Origin of the sequence: Streptomyces kronopolitis, assembly GCF_050953795.1 — a bacterium.
In the GTDB taxonomy this organism is placed as follows: domain Bacteria; phylum Actinomycetota; class Actinomycetes; order Streptomycetales; family Streptomycetaceae; genus Streptomyces; species Streptomyces kronopolitis_A.
On record NZ_CP191850.1, the window covers coordinates 3361174 to 3381094 of the forward strand.

The window sequence follows — 19921 nt, forward strand, 5'->3', positions numbered from 1 at the left end:
GGAGGAGGGTAAGCATCGGCCGGTGGGCGGCTTAGACCGCGCTGTGGGGCCGTGGCCGGTGGCCACGGCCCCACGTGGGCGGGTGCCGGTCAGGCCGCGGGGCCGGTGCACGGCCACCACGCGTCGTACTCCTCGGTCAGGTACGCGGCAGCGTCCTCGCGGTTTTCGTGGAAGCCGACCAGGCCCGGCGCGGGGCACGCACAGCGGTCGTGCAGCAGGCCGGCCGCCACCGCCCGGAGGGTGACCGGCCCGTCAGCCGTGACGGTGCTCTCGCGGCCGGTGGCCAGGTCGATGTACCGGTATGTCGCCGCCTGGCCGATGCCGTTGGGCTCGATGCGGGCGAGGCGGCCGACGCCGGCCGGGCTCAGGACCAGTTCCACGCTGCCGCTGGTCTCGACGCGGTAGGGCGGCTCGGGCTCCAGGCCGAGGACGGTCACCCGCCGTTCGCGGATCTCGTCGGCGCCCTCGCGGCGCTTCCGGGCAAGCTCCAGGAACGCCAGGCCGACCGCGTCGCGGCGCCTGCGGGCCTCGCCCCACACGCGGCGGTGCCCGTTGACGTCACGGACCTCCCACATCTGGGCACCGGACGCGCGGGTGAGGTAGACGGCCATCTCCCAGTCGATGACGTGACAGAAGTCGGGCACGTCGGCGGGGAAGCCGCCGGGGACGGTGAACAGGTAGCCGGTGCGGCCGAACGGCAGGTGCTCGGCGAACCGGTCCGGGCCGTACGCGGTGAACTCGGGGCTTTCGGGGCTGTCGCCCATCGTGGGGCTCCGTTCTGGACGGTTCGGGTGGGGACGAGAGCGCCGGGGCCATACGGGGCTGTGTGCGCCCTGTACGGCCCCGGCGGGGTGCGGCCGGTCAGGCGCCGGCGGGCTCGATGCCGTCGGCCGCGCAGCTCGGGCAGGGCATCCGGTAGGTGCACGGCCGATGCCCGCCGCGGTCGTAGTTGCAGTGCACGCAGCCGCCCGGGTGGTGGGCGTGGCTGGTCAGCAGACTCAGTGCCTCGCCGAGGGTCGAGGCGCCCAGGACGCGGATGCCGTCGACCTCGCGGGCCTCGGGTACGTCCGCGTCCGGGACCAGGACGGCCGGAGCTCCGGCGTCGACGGCGGCCCGCACCTGGTCGCGTACGCCGCGGGTCGGCCGGAGCCTGCCGTCCAGGCCGAGCTCCCCGATCAGCACGACCCCGGCCAGAGCCGAGACGGGGAACTGCCCGGTCGCGGCGAGCACCGTGCACGCGATGGCCAGGTCCAGGCTGCTGCTGCCGCTCGGCTCGTCGCCGGGTTCGGTGACCTGCACGGACACGTTCGACTGGCTCCAGGTCATGCCGCTGTTCACGAGCCCGGCGCGTACGCGGTCGCGGGTCTCGATGTGGTGCCGACCCGGCAGGCCGAACACGTTGAAGTTCGGGCGGCCCGGAGTGCTGTGGCCGCGCAGCCGGTACACGCTGGTCCCGGCGGCGGCGAGCGCTTCGGCTTCGCCGTACGGCTCGCTGACCGGGGCGACGTCGCCGGCCGGGCCGTACGCCTCCATGTTGCTGTTCGCGCTCAGCCCGTAGTCGTCGAGGCCGCTGCGCTCGCGCAGGTCCGCAACGTGCTGGTCGACGGCCGCGCGGGCGCTCGCGGCCCACACGGTGGTGACCTCACCGAAGGCGTCCATGGCCTCGACGCCGATCTCTTCGAGCGCGATGGCGCGCTTCGTGGCGTCGGCCGGAGCGGGGGCCACGTCCCACAGGGTGTAGCTCGCGCCCTGGCGCTGGCCGACGATGATGTACTCGCGGGTCTCGCTGTCCATGCTGCTGTCCTTCCGGCTGGTCACAGGGCGTCGAGGCTGGTGAAGTGGCGGCGCAGCGCGTCCAAGTTGTCGCGCTGCGAGGAGCTGAGGACGTCCTGCGGGTCTCCGGTCTCGGCCCACAGCTCGGTGCCGGCTCGCAGGGCGCCGCGCAGGTCGAGGTCCGACATCAGGTCGAGCACGTCGTCGAGCGCGTCGAGAGCGCCGGGCTCGGGCTTGACCTCGCGCTGCACCTGGACCAGGTCGCGGCAGCGGAAGAAGTGCAGGCGGCTATCGACCTCGTTCGGGGTCGATGTCTCCTCGTGGACGTAGCGCACGGCCGTCCAGCTCGGGGAGCACCAGGCGACCTTGTCGAGGATCGCCAAGGTCATCGGGTGGTCGTCGCCGAACTGGGCGGCGGGGTCGTCGTCGTCGTTCCAGACGTCGAGAACTTCCCTCCACGCGCCGTCGATCAGGACGCTGTCGTTGTCTTCGAGATCGACCGCGCGGACCGTGTCTGTGGTCCAGGTGGATCGGGTCGGGGTGCTCACGCGTTCCTCCACTGATCTGAATGGGGCGGTACGGTGGGCCTCACGTGCCATCGGGTTGTGAAGCCCTGCGGTTGGCGCGGCGGCCGACGGGATTCCCACGCTTTTGCGCCCCCGTCGGCCGCTTTGCTGTGCCGTGGTCAGGCGACCTTGGTGAACGTGCAGCTCTGGGTCCGGTAGCTGTTCCGCTTGCTCTTGCGCGTCCAGCGGACGGTGACCGCTTCGGGCGCGGTCTGCTCGACCTCGTGCATGGCCAGGAGGAGGAGAGTGCGGATCGTCGTGCGGGCCTCGGCGCCAACCACGGTCTTTTCACTGCGACTGGTGGGCTGTCCGGGCTGCCAGATGGTCAACTCGCTGCGATAGGTCGCGGATTCGTCGATGTCGAGGAGGGGCATCGCGGCGTCGACGTCGGCATGAAGGGCGTCCAGGTTGGTGCGGCGGATGGTGGCACGCATGGTGGCTCCCGGTGTGTGGTGTTTGGTGTGTTCAAGGTCAATTCTACCCAAGTAGACTTTGGAAAATCCATTTGGGTGTCAGGAATTCACAGAAAGCCGCAGGTCAGGCGGCCAGGTTGAGCCGAGCCGGGTCGGCGTACCGGTCGATGTCCTCGCCGGTGATGCACTCGACGAGCGCACACAGCAGCACCTCGGCCGCCGGGGGCGTCACGGCATTCCCGTACTGCTTGACCTGCTGACGCTTGGACCCGAGTACGCGGTAGTCGTCCGCGAACGCCATCGCCCTGCCGATCTCGTGCGGCTGCAACATCCGGAACAAGATCTTCGAGACGTCGTACTCGCCGCTCTCCAGGAGCGCGTACCGGTCCCGCGTCGGCAGGGCACCGATCGGGTCGCTGACCGACCTAACCTGCCCGTTGCCGTAGTACGGCATGAGCAGGTGCTCCCAGGTGACGAGCGACTGGTGCCCCGTGGTCGTCATCGTGCGCAGGTGCTCGGTGACCGGCGTGCAGTGTTCGACGCCGCTCCCCTTGCTGCCGTTGTTCCGCATCACCATCGCCGGCCAGGTCACCAGGCCGTGATGGTTGCCGCCTGCCGACACGGTGTGCAGGGGCTCGCGGATGTGGCGGGCCTTCTCCTTGTCGCCGCCGCCGCGCATCGGGATCGAGAACGGGGCGTACGCGATCGCGGTCTCCGCTCGCGCCGTCTGGGTGCGCAGCGGGTCATCCAGGCGCATCGCCTTCTTCCCGTCCCGGCCCTCGCACGGGATCAGGAGCGGCGGAATCAGCAGTCCGTCACCCTCGGTCGTCGTCCGCGTCGGCATCGGGACGCCCACGCTGCTCGCGCCGGAACGCCAGGTACCGCCGGTCGGCACGAGCAACGGCGAAGCCCCGTCGACAGGACCCGCGTCGACGTCATCGCCGAAGAGCGATCCCTGCCCGTCGAAGTCGTCGACACCTCCGGGCTGCGGCCAGTAGCGGGAAATCCCAGCCCGGATGCGGGCCATGGTCGCCGGGGCCAGGCCCTCGGGCGCGTCCTTGCTCTTGGGGCGCGAGCCGATCGGCGTGCCCTTGATCGACCAGTCGATAGCCGCGGCGGCCGGGAGCACGGCCGGGTCGACGAGCGCGCGGCACGTCTTGCGCGGGCACCGGTAGTCGTAGCCCTGGCGGTAGCGGCCCATGTCACGGCCGGGCACGCGGAACACCTGGCGCGCGGCCACGACCTCGTCGCAGTCCGAGCACCACGCCCTCGGGCGCAGCCACTTGTCCCAGTTGGGGTGCCGGCCGAGGCTCTTGTGCCAGTAGGCGACGTACAGCCTGTCGCGGCTCTGCGGCGCCCTGTGCACCGACCTGGGGTCGGCGTGCATGCTGTTCAGCGCGATCACGCGCGTGTGGTAGCCGAGCTTGTGGAACTCCGCGATCCAGCGGTCCCACTCGGCCCACTGGCGGACGTCGATCACGTTTTCGACCACGCCCGCCTTGACCAGGCCGCCGCGCTCCTGGACGCCGCGCAGGTACAGGGGCACCTCTTCCATCAGCGCCCGGCTTTCCTTCTCCTCATTCGTGGGGCCGTCCGGGTCGCCGTCGCCGGCCGTGCGGAACTTGTCCGCCTCCTCGTCCGCGTACAGGTCGAGCAAGTCGCCCTGCACGGCCTTCGCGAACGAGCGCTTCTGTCCCTTGGCGATGCTCCAGTTCGTACACTCCGGCGACCCCCAGTGGAGGTCAGCGACCGGCCAGGCCCAGACCGGGGCGCGGCGGATGTCGCCGGTGTAGTGCGCGACGCCGGGGAAGTTGAACATGTGGCTCTTGATGGCTTGCTTCCAGTGGTTCGCCGCGAAGGACACCCGCAGGCCGGGCACCTTCTTGGCGGCCTGGCTGGAGCCTCCTGCGCCGCAGAACCAATCCTGAATGTCGAGCACAGAGCTGTCGTGTCGGTACGCCATCGGGCGATCTCCTGGGGTGTGAAGCTGGGCGGTTGGCGGCCAGGCGAGCGGGGATTCCCGCCCCCGCTCGCGCGGCCGGTGTGGTGCTTGGTGGTGCTACTTACATTCTTTCCCAAGTCGACTTTGGAAATCCGTATTTCCGAACCTGTGTTGGCAAAAGAACGGGAAATAACCGCAGGTCAGGGCGGTCAGTCGAGGGGCAGCGCTGCCGCCTTGGCAAGGTCGATGCGGAACACGCGGCACCCGTCGCGGTCGGCCAGTCGCTCGCTGATCGGCTCCCACACCTCGCGGTTGGTGTCGTCGAGGTACGGCGTCCACTCGTTCATCTCGAAGACGCCGGTCCCGCCGTCGGCCTCGCCGAGGTCGTCGATGAACGTGCGGCGCTCGCCGGCCGTCGTCCAGTACGCGCCGGACGCGAACAGCGTCCCGTCCGGGGTCTCGGCGACCTCGACCCACGCGGCATCGAACGGGGCGTCGTGGTCGCAGCCGGTCAGGATGTCGCGGACCGCCGCGGCGGTCACGACGGCCATGACGTGGCCGACTTTCTGCTGTACGGCGTGCAGCTCGCCGAGCGTCTTGTGCGCTGCGGTCGAGATCGCGCTGCCGTCGGGCAGCGGGTAGGCGCGGGTCTTGGGGCCGTGGGTGGTCATGAGACGTCCTCGTTTCGTCCGGGTGAGGTGAAGGGGTGCGGGGCCGGGGCGGGCGCGGGGCCCGCCCCGGCGGGATCCGCGTCGGCTACTCGGCCGGGAAGACCAGCACGTATGCGCCGTCCAGGTGCGGCTGGGGGCTCTCGGTCCAGCCGCAGGCGGTCAGGTCGTCGCCGGTCGGCTTGAAGGCCAGCAGCCCGGCCAGCCGGTCGCGGACCTGCTCCGCGACGTCGGCGGCCACCGAAGTGCTCGCCTCGCCCTTGGTGTCCTCGACGAGGAACATCACGAACGGCTCTTCGGCGTGCGGGTCGATGACGATGCCGCCCGCGTCGGGGCATGCCGCGCGGGCGTCCGCGACGAGGTACGGCACGGTTTCGGTGAGCAGCTTCCGACGGGCCTCGACGAACCGCTCGCGGGCCTTCTCCAGCGGGCCGCCGCCGGTCTCCTCGGCGCCCACGGGCGGGAACGGGATGCGGTGCAGCTCCGGCTCTTTGATGTCGCGGGCGGGCCGCCATCCGCCGATCTCCAGGTCGGTGCGGTCGTCACCGTGGTCGAGGGCCTTGCGCAGCACCTCGTCCGCCTCGCCCAGCGTCTCGGTGTCGAACGGGCCGTACCCGTCGTCGCCGTCGTGGTCGTCGCCGGCGGGCCATCCGGGGCCGTCTGCGGCCTCGACCCGGACGATGTGGCCGAGGCCGTGGAGGCTCAGGAGCGCCGACGTCGCTTCGGGCATCTGAGTTCGGACGATCTCCCCGACCCGGCGGGCGGACTCGTCGAGCATCTGCTTCCACGCCTCGAACGTCGCGTTCTTCGTGTGGAACAGCGGGCCGTCCTCGACCTCGTACCAGGTCCATTCCCAGCCGCCGATCCAGTACCGGCCGTCCTCGTCGGGCTTGACGACGTTCGCGGCCGATCCGGGCTCGTCGCTGAGGTACTGCCACCGGATGTGCAGCACGACCGGCTCCGGTCCGCCGTCGATGACCTTGATCTGGTCGACGCAGTCGTGCCCGTACTGCTCGGCGGCTTCCTCGGTGTGCGCGGCGAGCTGGCGCACGGCGTCCAGCTTGAAGCCGGGGGACACCCAACCGTTCCACCGGTCCGTGCGGTCGATCAGCGCCGGGTAAATGTTCTCGTCGTCCACGCAGACGAACGTCTTGATCCAGCCCATGGCGGGCTCCCTTCGGGGGTGAAGTCGGTTCGCGGTTGGCTGCCGGACGGGCGGGGATTCCCGCCCCACGCCCGCCCGGCTGTGGCCCGGCTACTGCTCGGGCTGGAAGGGGATCTGCGGGTGGATGCCGTCGGGGCCGATCGCGTACCAGCACCACGCGAACCCGCCGACCGGGTACAGCGGCTCGCCCTGCTCCTCGGGGTCGTCGCCGTCCTCGTCGTCCTCGCGGTGGCGGATGGGCTCGACGATCGTGGTCGCCCCGTCGACGCCCTTGGCCTCGATGTCCATCCAGCAGATGACGACGACCAGGGCGCGGGGCCGGCCGTCCTCCTTGCCTCCGTCGACGACGTGCACGGTGTCGATCGAGCCGTGCCCGAACTCGGCCGCCGCTGCCTGCGTGTTCGCGGCGAGCTCGCGGACGGCCTCCAGGTCGAAGTACGGGCGGACCCACCCCTCGTCGTGACGCTCGTCGGCGTCGACGTAGGCCGGGTACTTGTCCTTGTCGTTGTTGCAGACCAGCACGCGATGCACGGTGGTCTCTCCTTCCGGTCATGGGTCGGGCCGGGCGCGCACAGTGCACGCCCGGCCCGCGGTGGTCGTGGGTCAGAACTCGAACAGCGTCGGCGGCGCCGGCGGGGCCGGGATCGGCGCGGAGCCCAGCTCGGGCACCTCCTCGCCGGTCTGGTCCGTCCACCACGTCGCGAAGTGCGTGCGGTGGCACCAGTTGCCGGGCTTGCTGAGCTTGTCGAAGCACAGCAACACGACCGGCACCTCCAGGTCGTTGGCGCCCGCGATGGCCGTCAGCTCTTCGCGGATCGCGTCGACACCCCGCTCGTTCAGCAGCCGCCGGTAGCTGAACTGGTACGCGTCCTCGGCCTCGATCTTGAGCAGGGGCCGTGTGGGCATCACAGAGCGCGCGATTCCGCCGAGCTGGTAGGCGAGGGGGAAGCGCGGGTGGCCGACCGTGGTACGCACCGGAGTGCCCATGTGGGGCGCGAATTCCTGGTACGTGCAGGTCGCCAGGCAGATCTGTTCAGTCACGATGATCTCTTTCTGTTGTGCCTTCCCGGCCGGGCCGGACTGGCCCGGCCGGGGGACGTTAGCCGTGGCAGATGCAGGTCTCGGCGGACTCAGAGGGCGTGCCGTAGAGCCGGCTGGAGAGCCGCAGGATGCGGCTCGTGAGCTGGCAGAGGTCCGCGTTCTCGTCCTTCTTCTCCTGTCCAGTGAGGGTTTCGCGGAGCCAGGGAAGGAGGAGCTTCATTTCCTCGCCGGTGAGGACGAAGAGGTCGCCTGCCTGAACTGCCCTGGTGGTCTCGCTGTCCATGGGACTCCCCTTTGGTGAGGTGGTGGGAACAAGATCAATTCTATTGGGTACCCAATACCCCGACCAGTGGAACGGCCCAGGAAAACCGGGAAGTCTAGGCCGCCGCGAACAGGTCGAGCTGGCGCGGCTGCCGCATGTGCCAGTCGTGCGTGCGCAGCGGGCCGCCCGCGTACCCGGGCAGGAACAGCAGGCACGTTCGGATGCCCGTCCCGCACATCGCGAACGAGTCCTCGGGCAACTCCTCGATCTCGCCGCCGACCTCGTCGACCATCTCGCGGAACTCCACGGTGGCCTTGTCGCTCCACCACATCAGCCCTTGGCTCATGACCGAGACGAGGATCGCGTCCTCGCTCATGAATCCGATCGCGTGCTTGATGTGCTCGAGTCCGTTGGCGAACGGCGGGTTCATCACCACCCGGTCGAACGGCTCGGAGTAGTCCAGCGGGTCGGCGTCCAGGAAGTCGCCGTGCACGACGCGCCGGGCGTCTCCCTGCTCGCGCAGGACTTCCACGCGACGGGCGTCGATCTCGAAGGCGTCGACGACGCCACCGCGCCGGGCGATCTCGCCGGTCATCGCACCGGAGCCGGCCGACGGCTCAAGGACGGTCATCCCGGCGTCGATCCCGGCCAGGTCGCAGATCTGCATCACCAGGTTCGGCGGGGTCGGGAACCATCCCTGCTCGTACCTCGACGGGTAGTCGTTCGCCGCGAGGCACTGCCGCATGAACTCCTCGATGCGGTACGGGAAGACGTGCGCGCGGACGGCCTTCCGGCCGTTCCACTGGCCGCCCATGTCCTTGAGCACCTTGTTCATCGCCTCGTACGTCGGCCGGTCGATCTCGAAGGGCACGCCGACCTGGTCGTCACGGATGATCGTGCGCGGGTCCGTCAGGACGTGCAGCACTTCGGTCGGGAACTGCATGGCAACCTCCACTCAGGGGTCAGCGGCCGGGGGCACGTACTCGGAGCCCCCGGCCCGGGGATGAGATGGGTCAGGCGGCGTCGGCCGCGGCCTGCGGGTTGATCTCGATGGCGCCCGCGCGGACGGCGGCGACCGCCTGGGCGTCGCGCAGGTTCTTGATCGCCTTGGTCGTCAGGTCCCGCAGGTGCTCGATGCGCTGGCGGTATCCGCCGACTCCGCCGCCGACTCCGGCCAGCAGAACGGCCAGTTCCTCGGGGTCGGCCGCGATGAGCTCGGACAGGATTTCGCCGGCCGTGCTGAGCTTGTCGACGCGCTTGGTCAGCCGCGTCCGGTCGATGGTCAGCCGCTCGCGCTCCTCGTCGGTGACGTCGTGCGCGCCGGGCAGCAGCTCTTGCGCGCCGCCCGGCGTCGCGGCGGCCGTCGTCTCGTCGGCCAGGACGAAGAACGAGCCCTGCGAGGCCCGCCGGTCCTCTTCGGCGCGGCAGGCGTTCACGAACGCCTCGGCGTCTCGGGTCGTGGAGAACGCGCCGCGCAGGTACTTCGCCAGGAACCGCGACTGGTTGTCGGTGCTCAGCTTCGAGACGTACCAGGCGAGTGCGGGCGGCAGGTGGCCCTTGCTCATCGCCTCCTGCGCGGTCGGGCACAGCTTGAGCAGGTCCAGGCGCCAGCCGACGTATGCGGCGGACTTGCCGGTACCCTCGGCGACTTCGTCGATGGTGTACCCGTCGTCGACGAGCTGCTGGAAGGCGTTGGCCTCCTCCATCGCGGTCATGTCCGCGCGGCCGACGTTCTCCGCGACGGCCTTCATGCGGATCGTGCGGTCACCCTGCTTGATGCCGTGCTGCACGACGGCGTCCAGCTCGGTCAGGCCCGCGATCTTCGCGGCCCGCCACCGCCGCTCGCCCATGATGAGCGTGTAGCGCTTGGTGCCCGCGTCGTATCGGACGCTCACCGGCTGCTGTTGGCCGATTCGCTTCATGGAGCCGGCCAGCTCGTTCAGCTTCGCCGGGTCGAAGTGCTTGCGCGGCTGGTCCGGGTCGGCGTCGATCCGGTCGATCGGGATCGTCTTGAGCACCGTGCGCACGTGGGCCGCGGTTGCCTCGGCCTGCTCGGCGATCACCTCGCGGCGCTTGGAGACCTTGGTGGGCGCAACGGCCTTCTTCGCCGGGGCCTTGCGCGCGGGCGCCTTGGTCGCGGGCTTCGGCACCGCCTTCTTGGATGCGGCCTTCTTCGGCTCGGTCGCGGTGCTGGTCTCGGTGGTGGTGGCGGTCATCGCCTGTCCTCTCGGGTATGAGGGGGGGTGAACAAGATCAATTCTATTGGGTACCCAATACCCCGTACAGTTGGTGATCCGCGAAAATCCGCGAATTTCCGCAGGTCAGCGCCCTACAGGGTGCGGGGCAGGCCCCGGGCGGCGGCCTCGTCGTCGACCGCCCACCAGGCCCGGAAGAACCCCGGCGTCTCGTCGTCCCGGGCCTCGCGCTCCCGTGCGGCGCGCAGCACCTTCTCGAACTGCTCGCCGGACAGGCCGGCGACCTGCTCGCGCACGGCCTTCCTCGCCTCGCCGCCGCGGTCGTCGCAGTCGAGCGTGCAGGACTCGCCGGTCTCCGCGCCGCAGGTCAGGCAGTCGTCGCCCTCGTGGTACGCCGGAGTGTCCCGCCCGATCCCCACCAGCTCGTCGAAGTCGATCACGACAGTTCCTCCTGCTTCGGCTCGCTGTCCTTGGCCGGGGCGGGCTCGATCGCGGCGACCGTGGCCCAGCCCCGGCGGGGCTTCCACTCTCCGGTGAGGGCGTATCCGCGCTCGGCCAGCAGCTCGCCCACCTGCTTCATCAGATTTCGCGACCAGGTCGCCCGGTGGTACTTCTCCCCCTCCGGGGCGGTGATCGTCTCCGGCGTGTGGGCGGGGTGCGGCTGGCTGTTGCCGGTCAGCCACGTCAGCGTGGCCTCGCTGGCGCTCAGCTCGCACTCGACCTGCACGCGCTTGGGGATCTTCGGGTCGCTGCGCTTCTTCGGCGGCTTCGGCCTGACCTTCTTCGCCTCCGCCTGTTCCCGGCGGATGTCCTCGGCCGGGGCCTCCGCCGACGCCTCACCGGCCGCCCTGGTGCCGGGAACCTTGCCTTCGGCGCGGAATGCGGCCATCGCCTTCTCCGGGCAGCGAGCGCGCACTTTCGTGTAGTCGACGGTGAACGTGCCGACCCGGCCGCCGTCGAACGTCGCGTCCTCCAGACTCATCACCTGCTTCGGCGCGAGCCTCAGGTTCCACGCGATCGACAGCGTCTTGGGGTTGACCCGGGCCACCTGATGCCACGAGCCGAGGACAACCGCGAAGTCGCCGGGCGCGAAGTCGTCGGGCCCCCACAGCTTCACGCCGTCGTCCTTCGCCTTCTCGACGACGGCCTCCCAGTGCTCGATCTCCTCCCGCAGGCGCCGCATCTGTCGCTCGTTCCCCTGCCGCTCGTGGTAGCGCAGGTCGGCCCGCAGCTTCTCCAGCCGCCGCAGAGTGCGCTGCGGGTTGTTCCGGAACTCCTCGTACTTCGCCGCGGTCTCCGCGCGGTCCTGCCAGTGCCCGGCGCGCTCGCCGTCGGCGATGCCCTTGCGCATGTTGTTGTCGATGTACGCCGCGTCCCGGCGGGCGCGGCCCTCCGAGTGGTGGCCGACGAGGATCGGCTGCCCGAACTCAAAGCGTTCCGAGCGTTGGTGGGCGGCGTCCAGCCGGGCGGTGGAGGACCGCGACGCGTTGTCGGCGTAGCCCTCGAACCGCTCGGCGCGGTCGCCGGCCCGCTCGACGCGGTCGGCCTCGGCCTCCGAGAACGACCGCTCGTCGTCATTGTCGATCTCGACGGTGACGGTGTGCCCGGCCTCCTCCAGCGCCGTCTTCGCGCGGTTGATCCGCCAGGTGTCCGCGTCCTTGTTGCGCGACCGGGGGATGCCGAGCATCCCGAGGGACCGGAACGAGCGGAACCCGTGGTGCCGGACGACGTCGAATACGCCGTCGCCCTTCCGGGAGCCGTCGAGCAGCGTCCCGTCCTTCGGGGTGTGGGTGATGGTCACGGTCGCCATGCCGTGAACCTCCTTCGGTTGTTGGTCGGGGCGTGGCCGGTCGGCCCCGCCCGGGTCAGCGGTCAGGTGGCCGCGCGGCCTCGGATGACCGGCGGCCCCCACACCGCCGGCGACTTCTCGGAGTGCCAGGCGTCGGCGTGAAGCCGTCGGGCCTCGCTGTTGTCGTGGACGGCCGTGCCGCACGTGCACACGACGACCGGTTCGGTCGAGGCGTCGTCGGGCCGTACGGCCTGTTCGTCGAGCCGGGCGCGGGCGGTCAGCCGCGCGTCCGCCCATGCTCGGATCAGGGCGGTGCCCGCTTCGCCGGCCGCTTCGCCTGCGCTGAGGCCGCGGTCGATCCCGGCGAGGTAGCTGAGCGCGATCACCTCCAGGGAGCTGTCGCGGGTGAACGAGGCGACCAGGCCCTCAAGTTCGAGGTGCGGGTACGTGTGGTGCAGGGCTTTCGCGGCGAACGCGGCGATCTTGCCGGTGGCCTCACCCAGGTCAACGACCTGGGCGAGGGTGAGGGGCTGGCGTGCGGGCATGGCTGTGTTCCTTTCGGGTGTCAGGGGAGGGCGGGGCCGGTCGGCCCCGCCCGGTGGCGGGCCGGTCAGCCCGCGAGGATGGCTTCGCCGGCCTCGGTGAGGGTCACGGCCTGGCCGTCGCGCAGCTCGGCGGAGGCGTCCAGCACGGCCCAGCCCTTCCGGATCACCCACTGGACGCGGTCCAGGGCGGGGGCGATGGTGCCCTCGCGGTTCTCGGTCCGGACACCGCCGTCGAGGACGTGGGCCTCCTTGAGCGCCACGCCGGTGTCCTTGATGGCCCGCAGGGTGCGCTTCTCGATGTCGGTCGCCTCCGGCGCGGGCGCCGGGGCCTCCTCGTCGATCTCGTCGGCGAAGTTGTCGGTGCTGGTGATGAACCGCCGCAGGCCCTCCAGCTCGGCGTGCGTCTTGGCGTTGCTGATCAGGCTGGTGCTCATCCCGTGCCCGTACTGGAGAAGCTGCTCGATCGCTTCCTCGCGCTGCTTGGCGAGGGCGGCGCTCACGCCGATCTTCTCGACGCGGCGAATGAACAGGTCCCAGGGCTTCGCGATGCCGGCTTCGGTCAGCACGGCACCCATGGCGCTGTCCAGGTGGGGCGCCTGCGGGTTGGCCAGTGCCTCGGTGAGGCGCTGGCGGGCCTTGGCCTCCCCCTCGAACGCGGTCTCGGCACGGAAGGTGAGGCGCTTGAGGGCGGTCGCTGCGTCCACTTCGGGCTCCTTTGGGGTGATTAGTTGATCTACATACATCATTCCACAAGGACACTTTGGAAAACCCGTTTGGGGGGCTGGGGATTCACGGAATATCGGTGAGTTGACCTGCGGAAACACCACGCGCGGGGCCTTGATCATCCGAACTATTGGGTACCCACTATGCTTCGGTTATGGATCAAAGCCAGCTACCGGAGCCATACGCCTACCTCGCCCGCCTCGCCGCCGGGGAAGCCACCCTCGACCAGGCCGCGGCCCTCACACGCGCGCTGGAGAACGTCCCCGAGCTGCAACGCTGGCTCAAGGCCCAGCGCGGCCGGGTCGTCTCCGACCTCCGCGAGAACCACAGCCGCGAGGAGATCGGATCCCGCATCAACTGCAAGCCGCAGCGCGTCAGCGACATCGCCGCCGGCCACTCGCGCCAGCCCGGCCCGCGCCGTACCGTCAAGCCCGAGTCCTGACCAGTCAGGCCGCACACGAAGGCGCCCCGCACACCATCTCTGTGCGGGGCGCCTTCTCGTGTTCGCCGGCCGCTCAGTCTTCGGCCAGCCGCCGCAGGTCGACAAGGAGCGGCGCGACGTCCGCGTAGGCCAGCTCCACGGTGCTCAGCGCCGTGGACCCGTCCGTGGGGCCGTACCGGTACGAGTTCGGGGCGCGCACCAGCAGCCGCCCGTCGTCGAGCTGGACGCCCGCGCCGCCCTCGTGGCTCGCGGCTTCCTGCCGCCACTTCTCGTAGTTCGGGTGCTCGACGATCTGCTCCAGGGCCGCCACGAGCGCCTGCGGGGGGCTCGGCGCGATCGTGGTGAAGTCGTCCGCGATGTGCCACGCGGCGGCCTTGTGCTCGTCGGTCAGCTTGCCCTCGTCGAGGAGCATGCGGATGCTGCCGCGGTTGTAGACGCTCGCGGTCACGTACGCCGACTCGCGGCGCACCTCCACGTCGTACCAGGGCTTCATCGCTTTGGTCGGTTCGAGTACGGCGCCCATGCCGGGCCTCTCTTTCGGGTGTCGGGTGAGCCGGGGCCTGTCGGCCCCAGGCAGGTTTTCAGTCGCGGCCGTCGTTCGCGGCCAGTTCCAGCACCAGCGGCCATGCGGCGTATGACGCATCGCCGAGCTCGGTGTCGTACGCGGTGCGCTGGTCGGCGATCACGTCGCCGTCGCGGACCAGGCTCGCGGTCGCGTTGCGGAACGCGTCGACCGCCTCGGTGGCCTGGTCGGCGAGGTCGTCGAGCGCTTCCTGCCGGGCGAACTCGCTGCGCAGGTCGGTCCAGAAGTAGCCGCACCCGGCCTCGGGCTCGCCCTCAAAGGACTCGCCGGCGACCACGTGCGCGTCGACGGTCTCCTGTTCGACCATGAACCATGCCAGCACCTTCGCCCATGCCTTCTCGGTGCTGTGCTCGCTCACCACGTAGGTGTACGGCTTCTCGCCGTCGTGGCGTTGGGGTCCGGCGACCGTGACCGCGAACGTCCGCACACGCTGGCTGTAGTCGTCGGGGACGTCGTACAGCGGGCCGCGATCCGCGACGGACTCGACGGGCTGCGCGGTAACCGGCTCCGGCTCCTTCTCGGCCGCCGGACTGCACTTGGCCGTCAGCTCGTCCATCTCGGCCGCACCGCGCATGTCGTTCAAGCGCTGGAGCTGCTTGCCGATGCCGAGTCCGGACAGTGGCGCCTGCGCGTATGGCCAGACCGTGCGGGCGGCCTGCACGTAGGCGGCGCCGGCGAGCACGGTGACGTCGCGGGCGTGCTGGATGCCGAGCTTGCGGGCCTGCGCGGCGAGCAGCAGGTCCGACACTGCGTCGCGGTCACCGAACCGGGTGTCGTAGGGCTCCAGCACCTGATCGAGGGTCACGAGGCCGTGGCGGGCACTGAGGACGAGGACCAGGCCGTCGTCGCCGGCGAGGACGGCCGCGGCCCGCCAGCAGGTCAGGAAGTACGAGCCGGTGTAGAGCTCGCGGGCGGGGGCGGCGCGGTCGAGCTTCTTCCCGGAGCAGGGGATCACGTAGACGTGTCCGGGGCGGGCGGTGGGCGGGGCTGTGGCCATCTGGGTCTTCCCTTCGGGTGGCGGTGTGTCCGGACGCTGTCCGGGCAGGTGGCGCGGGGTGTCCGGCCGACTGTCCGCACGGCGCCCGGACGCGTCCGGGAGTTGTCCGGGACGTGTCCGGGCGGGGGGTCAGGCCGTGGCGGGCTCGGCGACGAGGAGGCGGGCGAAGTCGCCGCCCACCTCGTGCCGGTGGCCGGTGACGTGGCGTCGGGCCTCGTCGCGGTCTCCGGCGTGGCGGGCGAACCCGCACTCGCAGAGGGCGACGCTCGCGGCCGAGTACCGCCGCGCGCCGCCGCCCGCCGGGTAGTGGTACCCGTCCGGCTCGGTGGTGCGGGTGCGGTGGTCCATGGCGAACAGACCGATCCGTGCGGCGAGGCTCTGCTGGACGCGGTTGCGGTCGTCGACGACGACCAGGCCGCGCGCCCGGAGTCTCGCGGTCGCGGCCTGCGGGATGCGCCAGACGCCGCCGGTCATCACGCGCCGCTCGGGGTCGTACTTGGCGTCGCGCACGGAGTCGATGAGCAGCAGGTCGTAGCACGTCGCCTCGGTCAGGGCCTTCGCGACGGGCAGGTGCGGCCGGAGCTGGATCGAGCGGGGGTAGCTGGTGACCTGCTCGCCGACCTGCCGGTGTGCGGTCCAGGAGATGAGCATCCCGCCGTCGGCGGTCAGGTCGATGTCGAACGTGCGGCGCACAGCCCGGCGGAGGAGCCACAGGGCGTGCGCCTCGGTGGCGTTGCCCTCGGTGGTGCCGCCGAGGTGGGTGACGGTCTCGTAGAACATGCTGGTCCTCTCGCTGGCCAGGGGGCGGTCAGGCGGCGTCGGAGTAGAGGGCGCGGACCAGGTCGGTCCAGCCGCGGTGGACGTCGATCAGCGCGTCGAGGGCGGCCATCGCCATCTCGTCGTTGCGGTCGTTGATGCGGTCCAGGGCGCCCAGGCGCCAGGCGCGCAGCTCGTTGGCGTGTGCGCGGGTGGTGGAGTGCGGCAGGTCCAGCGCGGGCAGTGTGGGCAGGTCGCCGGTTACGGGCGCGGTCACGTAGGCGAGGAGGATCACCGGGACGTCGGTAGCTGCCAGGCAGCGGCGGGCGGCCGTCAGCGCGGCCTCGGTGTCGTCGCCGAGGTGCCCGGTGGGGTCGTCGACGGAGTCGAGGAGCGCGGCCGAGGCGTCGTGGAGGTGGCGCGCGGCGGCCTCGAAAGCGCGGCGCTGGGGGTGGAGCATGGCGCGTCCGCCTACCAGGTTGCCGAGCAGCCGGGCGCGGGTCGCGGCCTTCACGTGTGCGTTCACGATGCTGTCCTTCCGGTTCGAGCGATCAGGCGGCGGCCATCGAGGCGGCGGCCGAGTGGTAGCAAGCGACGGAGCGCAGGCCGGCCGGGCAGTTGCACTGTCCGGTGATGGCCGTGCGGTAGACCTCGCTGCCGTCGTCGGAGACGACGAGGAAGATCCGGTTCGCGCGGAGGGGGATCACGGCGCCCAGCTCCAGCAGCTCGACGGCCTTGGCGACCTGCCAGCCGTGGTGTCCGCCCTGGTTGGTGCGGGCGGCGCGGCGGACCTTGCGCCTGCACTTGGGGCCGAGGCCGTCGGGGCTGGCGTTGCGCAGGATGCGGCGGCACTTGAGGCACCGGGCCGGTTCGGTGGTGGTGGCCTGAGCGCTCATGCCGTGCCCCTTTCGCCTTACTTGGTGGTGTGGTGTGACATTCAAATCCTACCCAAGTGAACTTTGGAAAATCCATTTGGGAAACCCGAGTTGGCAAAGAGGCGGCAAAGATCGGCGCGGCCGGACAGCCCCCGGACAACCGGTCCGGACAGCACGACGCCCCGCCCTCCCACCAGGGAGAACGGGGCGTCCGGACGTGTCCGGCGGCTACTCCGCGGGCTCGGCCGCCGGCCGCTTGCACTGGTCGTGCCGGTCGCAGTTGCACCGCTTGCAGTCCGCGCACATCTGGTCGGCCTCCAGGCCGCACGCACCGCACCCGCCGCTCTCGTCCAGGTCGGCGTCGTCGAGCGCGATACCCAGGTCCACCAACGCCTTGTTGTCGAAGCGGCGGCGGGGCTTGCACGTCCCGTCGCAGAACTCCGGCCCGCCGAGCAGGACAGAGTCGTCGTCCGGGTGGCCCTCGCAGGTGTACGCGCACGGGTCGGCGGGCTCGACCGTGATCGTGACCGCGTGCGCGATCAGCACGCCCTTGCCGTCGATGTCCGCCTGGGTCCGGACCGTGCCGACCGCTGCGATGGCCTGCCGGTCGTCGGTGACCGGCTCGTTCTGCGCGCGGTGCACGCCGTAGACGAGCGTGCGCAGCTCGCCGCCGTCCTTGCAGTCGAACTGCCGATCCTCGATGGCGGGGTGCTCGATGGTGACCTGATACATGCCGTGCTCCTTCGTCGTGTCGGGTGGTGCGGTCAGCAGGGGAGGGCGGGCGCGATGCGCTCGACGGTGACGACGTCCCACGCCGCGTACTCGACGCCCATGCCGGTCGTCCACGGCGCCCGGTAGGTCCCGCGCCGGTCGGCCTCGTCGACGCCGTGCACCTTGACCCACCACTGCGGTTCGTCGGCGCTGGAGATGCCGGTGTCCATGACGGTCAGCCGGGCGCCGTGCGCGTGGAGGATGTCGCCGGGTACCACGCACAGGCGCGGCACCTCCAGCGCGATCCGCCGGTTGGCTTCCGCGTGCAGATCGTCCAGCGCCGCCGGGTCGGCCTGCGCGAGGTAGCGCAGGGCCTCGCCGAGGGCGCGCACGGCCGCGGTGTGCTCCTCGCTGGTCGGCGCCTCCGGGCCGCGCAGGACGGCGGCCGAGCGGCGCGCGGCCGTTTTCGCCTCGTCAACGCGGGAGGTGTCGACGCGCTCGCAGCGCTCAGCGCGCCATGCGGAGCCTTCTGCGGTCTCGGCCCAGGTGTGCGAGCCGCTGCGCATCTCGCCGGCGACGGTGCGGGTGCCGCCGTCCTCGCACACGATCCGTTCGCCTTTCTTGAAGGGCTGCGGCTGGTGCAGGGGCTCCAGGTCGACGCCGGTCGCGGCGGCGTGCTCCATGGCGAGCTGGACGCTGGCCGCGTACCGGCCGCCCTCGATCTCGTACGCGGGCTCGGTGAGCTTGTGCAGCTCGCCGTTCCGGGCGGTCAGGGCGGCGGGCCAGGCGCGGTTCAGGATGGCGACGATGCCCTCGCTGACGATCACGAGCACGTCACCGTCGCGGATGTCGTCGCGGGACTGCGTGGCGTCGTACGCCTCGGCGGAGTAGTCGAAGCGGTGCACGGCCGGGTTGGTGATGGCCGGCCGGACCGGCTCGGGCGGGTTGGCGCCCTCCTCCTCGGCTGCCGCGAGAGCGGCCTCGCGGGAGGTGGCGCGGTCACGTGCGTGCGCGACGCAGGCGGGGCAGAAGTCGGCGATCCGGGCGGCCCGGTCCTCGTCCAGCTCGCGGGCCTTGCGCCGGTCGCACAGGGTCGTCGCGGCGAACGGGTCGGCGAGGTGCGGGGCGTCGAAGTCGTCTTCTCCGTCGGTGCGGACGGCGATGACGTCGGCGCTGGCGCGGAGGTCGGTCATCTGGGCGCGGTCCTGGTCGGCGTCCGCGACGGCGCCGCCGAAAGTGAAGGCGGCGGACGCGAGGGGGGAGGTGGAGGCCAGGCGCTTGGCGTAGGACTCGGTCACGATTCGGGCCTTTCAGGTGATGTTGAGTGGTTCAACATCAATTCTACCCCAAGTGAACTTTGGAAAACCCAGTTGGGGAAAGGTGTTTTTGCAGGTCCCCCGCTACACCAGCGCGTTTGCCAAAGTCGGCTTGTGGAATGCTGGGGGCATGACCGATCACCCGAAGACCTCCAAGCCCGCCTACGAGCCGAGCCAGACGCTCACCGACGCCCAGACCGAGATGGATGAGGCGTGGAAGGCGTACGAGGAGAAGCGCCACGCCTACCGCAAGGCCATCGCCGATGAACTCCGCGCCTCCGGCCTGTCCCACGCGAAGCTGGCCGAGCACGTGCCGTACACGGAGGAGACCGTCCGGCACATCGCCCGCGAGTACAAGGTCCCGCCGAAGCGCAAGCCGACCGTGCGCCCGCTCAAGGACTGACGCCGCAGGGCCACAGCACGCGGAAGGGCCGCGCACGGGTTCGTGCGCGGCCCTTCGCTGTACCCGGGGACGGTCACATGTCCGGCTCGCCCGCGGTGACCGTGAAGCCCAGGGCGATGTCGACGGTGACCATCTCCCCGCCGAAGCCGGTCGTCACGCGGAGCTTGCGCGTGCCGTCCTGGCCGGGCTCCAGCTCCCACATCTCGTGAACCAGCTCGGAGGCCGGCCCGGGGATCAGCTCCCCGGACCGGGCAAGCATGTCGGAGATCAGGCTCGCGATCTGGTGGACAGCCGGGTGCTCGGTGGGGGTCTTCACCTCGCGGCTCATGGCGTACTCGCATTCCGTTCGGGTGGAATTAACTTCCATTCCATTCTTTCCGAATTCACTTTCTAATATCCGTGAATTCCCGAATTGATTGGTCGAATTCGCCGGTAAATAGACGAGGCCCGCCACCGGTATTCGGTGGCGGGCCTCGGTGTCGCACGGTCGGGGTGCGGCCTGCGGCTACAGCGTGCGGAACAGGAAGGCGACGACGAGCGCGGCGATCATCAGCGTTCCGGCGATCTTCTGTTCGCGCGGCAGGTCGAAGAAGCTGAACCGCTCGGGCTTGACGATCTGTTCCCCGTCAGGGATGTGACCGCCGTGCTTGAGGACGCGGTGGCTCTGGCGCTCCTGCGCGAGCGCGCTACGGGTGAGCGCAGGCGGCGACGTGGTGCGGCACTGGGTGCACCGGTAGCGGTACATCGCGACCCCCT

27 protein-coding genes are annotated in these 19921 nt (G+C 70.6%); 2 read left to right on the plus strand and 25 right to left on the minus strand.

Features of this window, described 5'->3' with window-relative positions; translation table 11 throughout:
- Window positions 1-89: 89 nt before the first annotated feature.
- The 16 genes from ACQP17_RS14585 to ACQP17_RS14660 all read right to left on the minus strand — a co-directional run bounded on the left by ACQP17_RS14585 (window position 90) and on the right by ACQP17_RS14660 (window position 13063).
- A complete protein-coding gene (locus tag ACQP17_RS14585) occupies window positions 90-764 on the minus strand; it encodes a hypothetical protein (RefSeq protein WP_433856678.1) in 675 nt (224 codons plus the stop codon).
- 97 nt (window positions 765-861) lie between these two features.
- A complete protein-coding gene (locus tag ACQP17_RS14590; protein WP_433856679.1) occupies window positions 862-1794 on the minus strand; it encodes a magnesium chelatase domain-containing protein in 933 nt (310 codons plus the stop codon).
- Between the two features lie 20 nt (window positions 1795-1814).
- Entirely contained in the window at window positions 1815-2321 is a 507-nt protein-coding gene (locus tag ACQP17_RS14595; protein WP_433856680.1) for a hypothetical protein, read from the minus strand.
- 137 nt (window positions 2322-2458) lie between these two features.
- Window positions 2459-2773 (minus strand): hypothetical protein, encoded by a 315-nt coding sequence (locus ACQP17_RS14600; protein WP_433856681.1) that lies wholly within the window; start codon window positions 2771-2773, stop codon window positions 2459-2461.
- Window positions 2774-2876: 103 nt separating this feature from the next.
- Window positions 2877-4715, minus strand: a complete 1839-nt coding sequence (locus ACQP17_RS14605; protein ID WP_433856682.1) for a DNA cytosine methyltransferase — start codon at window positions 4713-4715, stop codon at window positions 2877-2879.
- Between the two features lie 188 nt (window positions 4716-4903).
- Window positions 4904-5365: a hypothetical protein gene (locus tag ACQP17_RS14610; RefSeq protein WP_433856683.1), complete on the minus strand. Its 462-nt coding sequence runs from the start codon at window positions 5363-5365 to the stop codon at window positions 4904-4906.
- A gap of 85 nt (window positions 5366-5450) precedes the next feature.
- Complete coding sequence (locus tag ACQP17_RS14615) at window positions 5451-6527, minus strand: hypothetical protein (RefSeq protein ID WP_433856684.1); 1077 nt, start codon at window positions 6525-6527, stop codon at window positions 5451-5453.
- Window positions 6528-6617: 90 nt separating this feature from the next.
- A complete protein-coding gene (locus tag ACQP17_RS14620; protein ID WP_433856685.1) occupies window positions 6618-7058 on the minus strand; it encodes a hypothetical protein in 441 nt (146 codons plus the stop codon).
- Window positions 7059-7130: 72 nt separating this feature from the next.
- Window positions 7131-7568 (minus strand): hypothetical protein, encoded by a 438-nt coding sequence (locus ACQP17_RS14625; RefSeq protein WP_433856686.1) that lies wholly within the window; start codon window positions 7566-7568, stop codon window positions 7131-7133.
- Between the two features lie 58 nt (window positions 7569-7626).
- Window positions 7627-7851 carry a hypothetical protein gene (locus tag ACQP17_RS14630; protein ID WP_433856687.1) on the minus strand — a complete coding sequence of 75 codons (225 nt, stop codon included), beginning with the start codon at window positions 7849-7851 and terminating at the stop codon, window positions 7627-7629.
- Window positions 7852-7945: 94 nt separating this feature from the next.
- Window positions 7946-8773, minus strand: coding sequence for an rRNA adenine N-6-methyltransferase family protein (locus tag ACQP17_RS14635; protein ID WP_433856688.1), 828 nt, complete (start codon window positions 8771-8773; stop codon window positions 7946-7948).
- A 70-nt stretch (window positions 8774-8843) separates the two neighbouring features.
- Window positions 8844-10046, minus strand: coding sequence for a ParB/RepB/Spo0J family partition protein (locus ACQP17_RS14640; RefSeq protein WP_433856689.1), 1203 nt, complete (start codon window positions 10044-10046; stop codon window positions 8844-8846).
- 113 nt (window positions 10047-10159) lie between these two features.
- Entirely contained in the window at window positions 10160-10465 is a 306-nt protein-coding gene (locus ACQP17_RS14645; protein WP_433856690.1) for a hypothetical protein, read from the minus strand.
- The gene (locus tag ACQP17_RS14650) at window positions 10462-11835 is read right to left on the minus strand and encodes a DUF3560 domain-containing protein (RefSeq protein WP_433856691.1); all 1374 of its coding nucleotides are present in this window, start codon (window positions 11833-11835) and stop codon (window positions 10462-10464) included. Before ACQP17_RS14650 ends, ACQP17_RS14645 begins: the two co-directional genes overlap by 4 nt.
- A 62-nt stretch (window positions 11836-11897) precedes the next feature.
- Window positions 11898-12359 carry a hypothetical protein gene (locus ACQP17_RS14655; protein WP_433856692.1) on the minus strand — a complete coding sequence of 154 codons (462 nt, stop codon included), beginning with the start codon at window positions 12357-12359 and terminating at the stop codon, window positions 11898-11900.
- A gap of 65 nt (window positions 12360-12424) precedes the next feature.
- Entirely contained in the window at window positions 12425-13063 is a 639-nt protein-coding gene (locus ACQP17_RS14660) for a hypothetical protein (RefSeq protein WP_433856693.1), read from the minus strand.
- Window positions 13064-13236: 173 nt separating this feature from the next.
- Between ACQP17_RS14660 and ACQP17_RS14665 the strand changes: the two genes are divergently transcribed.
- Window positions 13237-13524, plus strand: coding sequence for a sigma-70 family RNA polymerase sigma factor (locus ACQP17_RS14665; RefSeq protein WP_433856694.1), 288 nt, complete (start codon window positions 13237-13239; stop codon window positions 13522-13524).
- Window positions 13525-13597: 73 nt separating this feature from the next.
- Here the strand turns inward: ACQP17_RS14665 and ACQP17_RS14670 are convergent, their stop codons facing one another.
- The 7 genes from ACQP17_RS14670 to ACQP17_RS14700 form a co-directional block, all read right to left on the minus strand.
- A complete protein-coding gene (locus ACQP17_RS14670; RefSeq protein ID WP_433856695.1) occupies window positions 13598-14047 on the minus strand; it encodes a hypothetical protein in 450 nt (149 codons plus the stop codon).
- A gap of 58 nt (window positions 14048-14105) precedes the next feature.
- Window positions 14106-15104: a DUF6884 domain-containing protein gene (locus ACQP17_RS14675; RefSeq protein ID WP_433856696.1), complete on the minus strand. Its 999-nt coding sequence runs from the start codon at window positions 15102-15104 to the stop codon at window positions 14106-14108.
- Window positions 15105-15233: 129 nt separating this feature from the next.
- Window positions 15234-15884 carry a hypothetical protein gene (locus ACQP17_RS14680; RefSeq protein WP_433856697.1) on the minus strand — a complete coding sequence of 217 codons (651 nt, stop codon included), beginning with the start codon at window positions 15882-15884 and terminating at the stop codon, window positions 15234-15236.
- A 28-nt stretch (window positions 15885-15912) separates the two neighbouring features.
- Window positions 15913-16386 carry a hypothetical protein gene (locus tag ACQP17_RS14685; RefSeq protein ID WP_433856698.1) on the minus strand — a complete coding sequence of 158 codons (474 nt, stop codon included), beginning with the start codon at window positions 16384-16386 and terminating at the stop codon, window positions 15913-15915.
- Between the two features lie 25 nt (window positions 16387-16411).
- On the minus strand, window positions 16412-16756 hold the full coding sequence (locus tag ACQP17_RS14690; RefSeq protein WP_433856699.1) for a hypothetical protein: 345 nt from the start codon (window positions 16754-16756) through the stop codon (window positions 16412-16414).
- Window positions 16757-16963: 207 nt separating this feature from the next.
- Window positions 16964-17467, minus strand: a complete 504-nt coding sequence (locus ACQP17_RS14695; RefSeq protein ID WP_433856700.1) for a hypothetical protein — start codon at window positions 17465-17467, stop codon at window positions 16964-16966.
- A 32-nt stretch (window positions 17468-17499) separates the two neighbouring features.
- On the minus strand, window positions 17500-18744 hold the full coding sequence (locus tag ACQP17_RS14700) for a hypothetical protein (RefSeq protein ID WP_433856701.1): 1245 nt from the start codon (window positions 18742-18744) through the stop codon (window positions 17500-17502).
- A 148-nt stretch (window positions 18745-18892) separates the two neighbouring features.
- Here ACQP17_RS14700 and ACQP17_RS14705 point away from each other — a divergent pair, with 148 nt between their 5' ends.
- A complete protein-coding gene (locus tag ACQP17_RS14705; protein WP_433856702.1) occupies window positions 18893-19165 on the plus strand; it encodes a hypothetical protein in 273 nt (90 codons plus the stop codon).
- Window positions 19166-19238: 73 nt separating this feature from the next.
- Here ACQP17_RS14705 and ACQP17_RS14710 read toward each other — a convergent pair whose 3' ends face one another.
- Entirely contained in the window at window positions 19239-19493 is a 255-nt protein-coding gene (locus tag ACQP17_RS14710) for a hypothetical protein (protein WP_433856703.1), read from the minus strand.
- 177 nt (window positions 19494-19670) lie between these two features.
- The gene (locus tag ACQP17_RS14715) at window positions 19671-19910 is read right to left on the minus strand and encodes a hypothetical protein (protein ID WP_433856704.1); all 240 of its coding nucleotides are present in this window, start codon (window positions 19908-19910) and stop codon (window positions 19671-19673) included.
- Window positions 19911-19921 lie beyond the last annotated feature (11 nt).

What these genes read in the sequence shown, in the direction of transcription:
- ACQP17_RS14585 (WP_433856678.1), bottom strand. Translation starts at nt 764, where the DNA reads ATGGGCGACAGCCCCGAAAGCCCCGAGTTCACCGCGTACGGCCCGGAC.
- ACQP17_RS14590 (WP_433856679.1), bottom strand. Translation starts at nt 1,794, where the DNA reads ATGGACAGCGAGACCCGCGAGTACATCATCGTCGGCCAGCGCCAGGGC.
- ACQP17_RS14600 (WP_433856681.1), bottom strand. Translation starts at nt 2,773, where the DNA reads ATGCGTGCCACCATCCGCCGCACCAACCTGGACGCCCTTCATGCCGAC.
- ACQP17_RS14605 (WP_433856682.1), bottom strand. Translation starts at nt 4,715, where the DNA reads ATGGCGTACCGACACGACAGCTCTGTGCTCGACATTCAGGATTGGTTC.
- ACQP17_RS14610 (WP_433856683.1), bottom strand. Translation starts at nt 5,365, where the DNA reads ATGACCACCCACGGCCCCAAGACCCGCGCCTACCCGCTGCCCGACGGC.
- ACQP17_RS14615 (WP_433856684.1), bottom strand. Translation starts at nt 6,527, where the DNA reads ATGGGCTGGATCAAGACGTTCGTCTGCGTGGACGACGAGAACATTTAC.
- ACQP17_RS14630 (WP_433856687.1), bottom strand. Translation starts at nt 7,851, where the DNA reads ATGGACAGCGAGACCACCAGGGCAGTTCAGGCAGGCGACCTCTTCGTC.
- ACQP17_RS14635 (WP_433856688.1), bottom strand. Translation starts at nt 8,773, where the DNA reads ATGCAGTTCCCGACCGAAGTGCTGCACGTCCTGACGGACCCGCGCACG.
- ACQP17_RS14640 (WP_433856689.1), bottom strand. Translation starts at nt 10,046, where the DNA reads ATGACCGCCACCACCACCGAGACCAGCACCGCGACCGAGCCGAAGAAG.
- ACQP17_RS14650 (WP_433856691.1), bottom strand. Translation starts at nt 11,835, where the DNA reads ATGGCGACCGTGACCATCACCCACACCCCGAAGGACGGGACGCTGCTC.
- ACQP17_RS14655 (WP_433856692.1), bottom strand. Translation starts at nt 12,359, where the DNA reads ATGCCCGCACGCCAGCCCCTCACCCTCGCCCAGGTCGTTGACCTGGGT.
- ACQP17_RS14665 (WP_433856694.1), top strand. Translation starts at nt 13,237, where the DNA reads ATGGATCAAAGCCAGCTACCGGAGCCATACGCCTACCTCGCCCGCCTC.
- ACQP17_RS14670 (WP_433856695.1), bottom strand. Translation starts at nt 14,047, where the DNA reads ATGGGCGCCGTACTCGAACCGACCAAAGCGATGAAGCCCTGGTACGAC.
- ACQP17_RS14675 (WP_433856696.1), bottom strand. Translation starts at nt 15,104, where the DNA reads ATGGCCACAGCCCCGCCCACCGCCCGCCCCGGACACGTCTACGTGATC.
- ACQP17_RS14680 (WP_433856697.1), bottom strand. Translation starts at nt 15,884, where the DNA reads ATGTTCTACGAGACCGTCACCCACCTCGGCGGCACCACCGAGGGCAAC.
- ACQP17_RS14690 (WP_433856699.1), bottom strand. Translation starts at nt 16,756, where the DNA reads ATGAGCGCTCAGGCCACCACCACCGAACCGGCCCGGTGCCTCAAGTGC.
- ACQP17_RS14695 (WP_433856700.1), bottom strand. Translation starts at nt 17,467, where the DNA reads ATGTATCAGGTCACCATCGAGCACCCCGCCATCGAGGATCGGCAGTTC.
- ACQP17_RS14705 (WP_433856702.1), top strand. Translation starts at nt 18,893, where the DNA reads ATGACCGATCACCCGAAGACCTCCAAGCCCGCCTACGAGCCGAGCCAG.
- ACQP17_RS14710 (WP_433856703.1), bottom strand. Translation starts at nt 19,493, where the DNA reads ATGAGCCGCGAGGTGAAGACCCCCACCGAGCACCCGGCTGTCCACCAG.
- ACQP17_RS14715 (WP_433856704.1), bottom strand. Translation starts at nt 19,910, where the DNA reads ATGTACCGCTACCGGTGCACCCAGTGCCGCACCACGTCGCCGCCTGCG.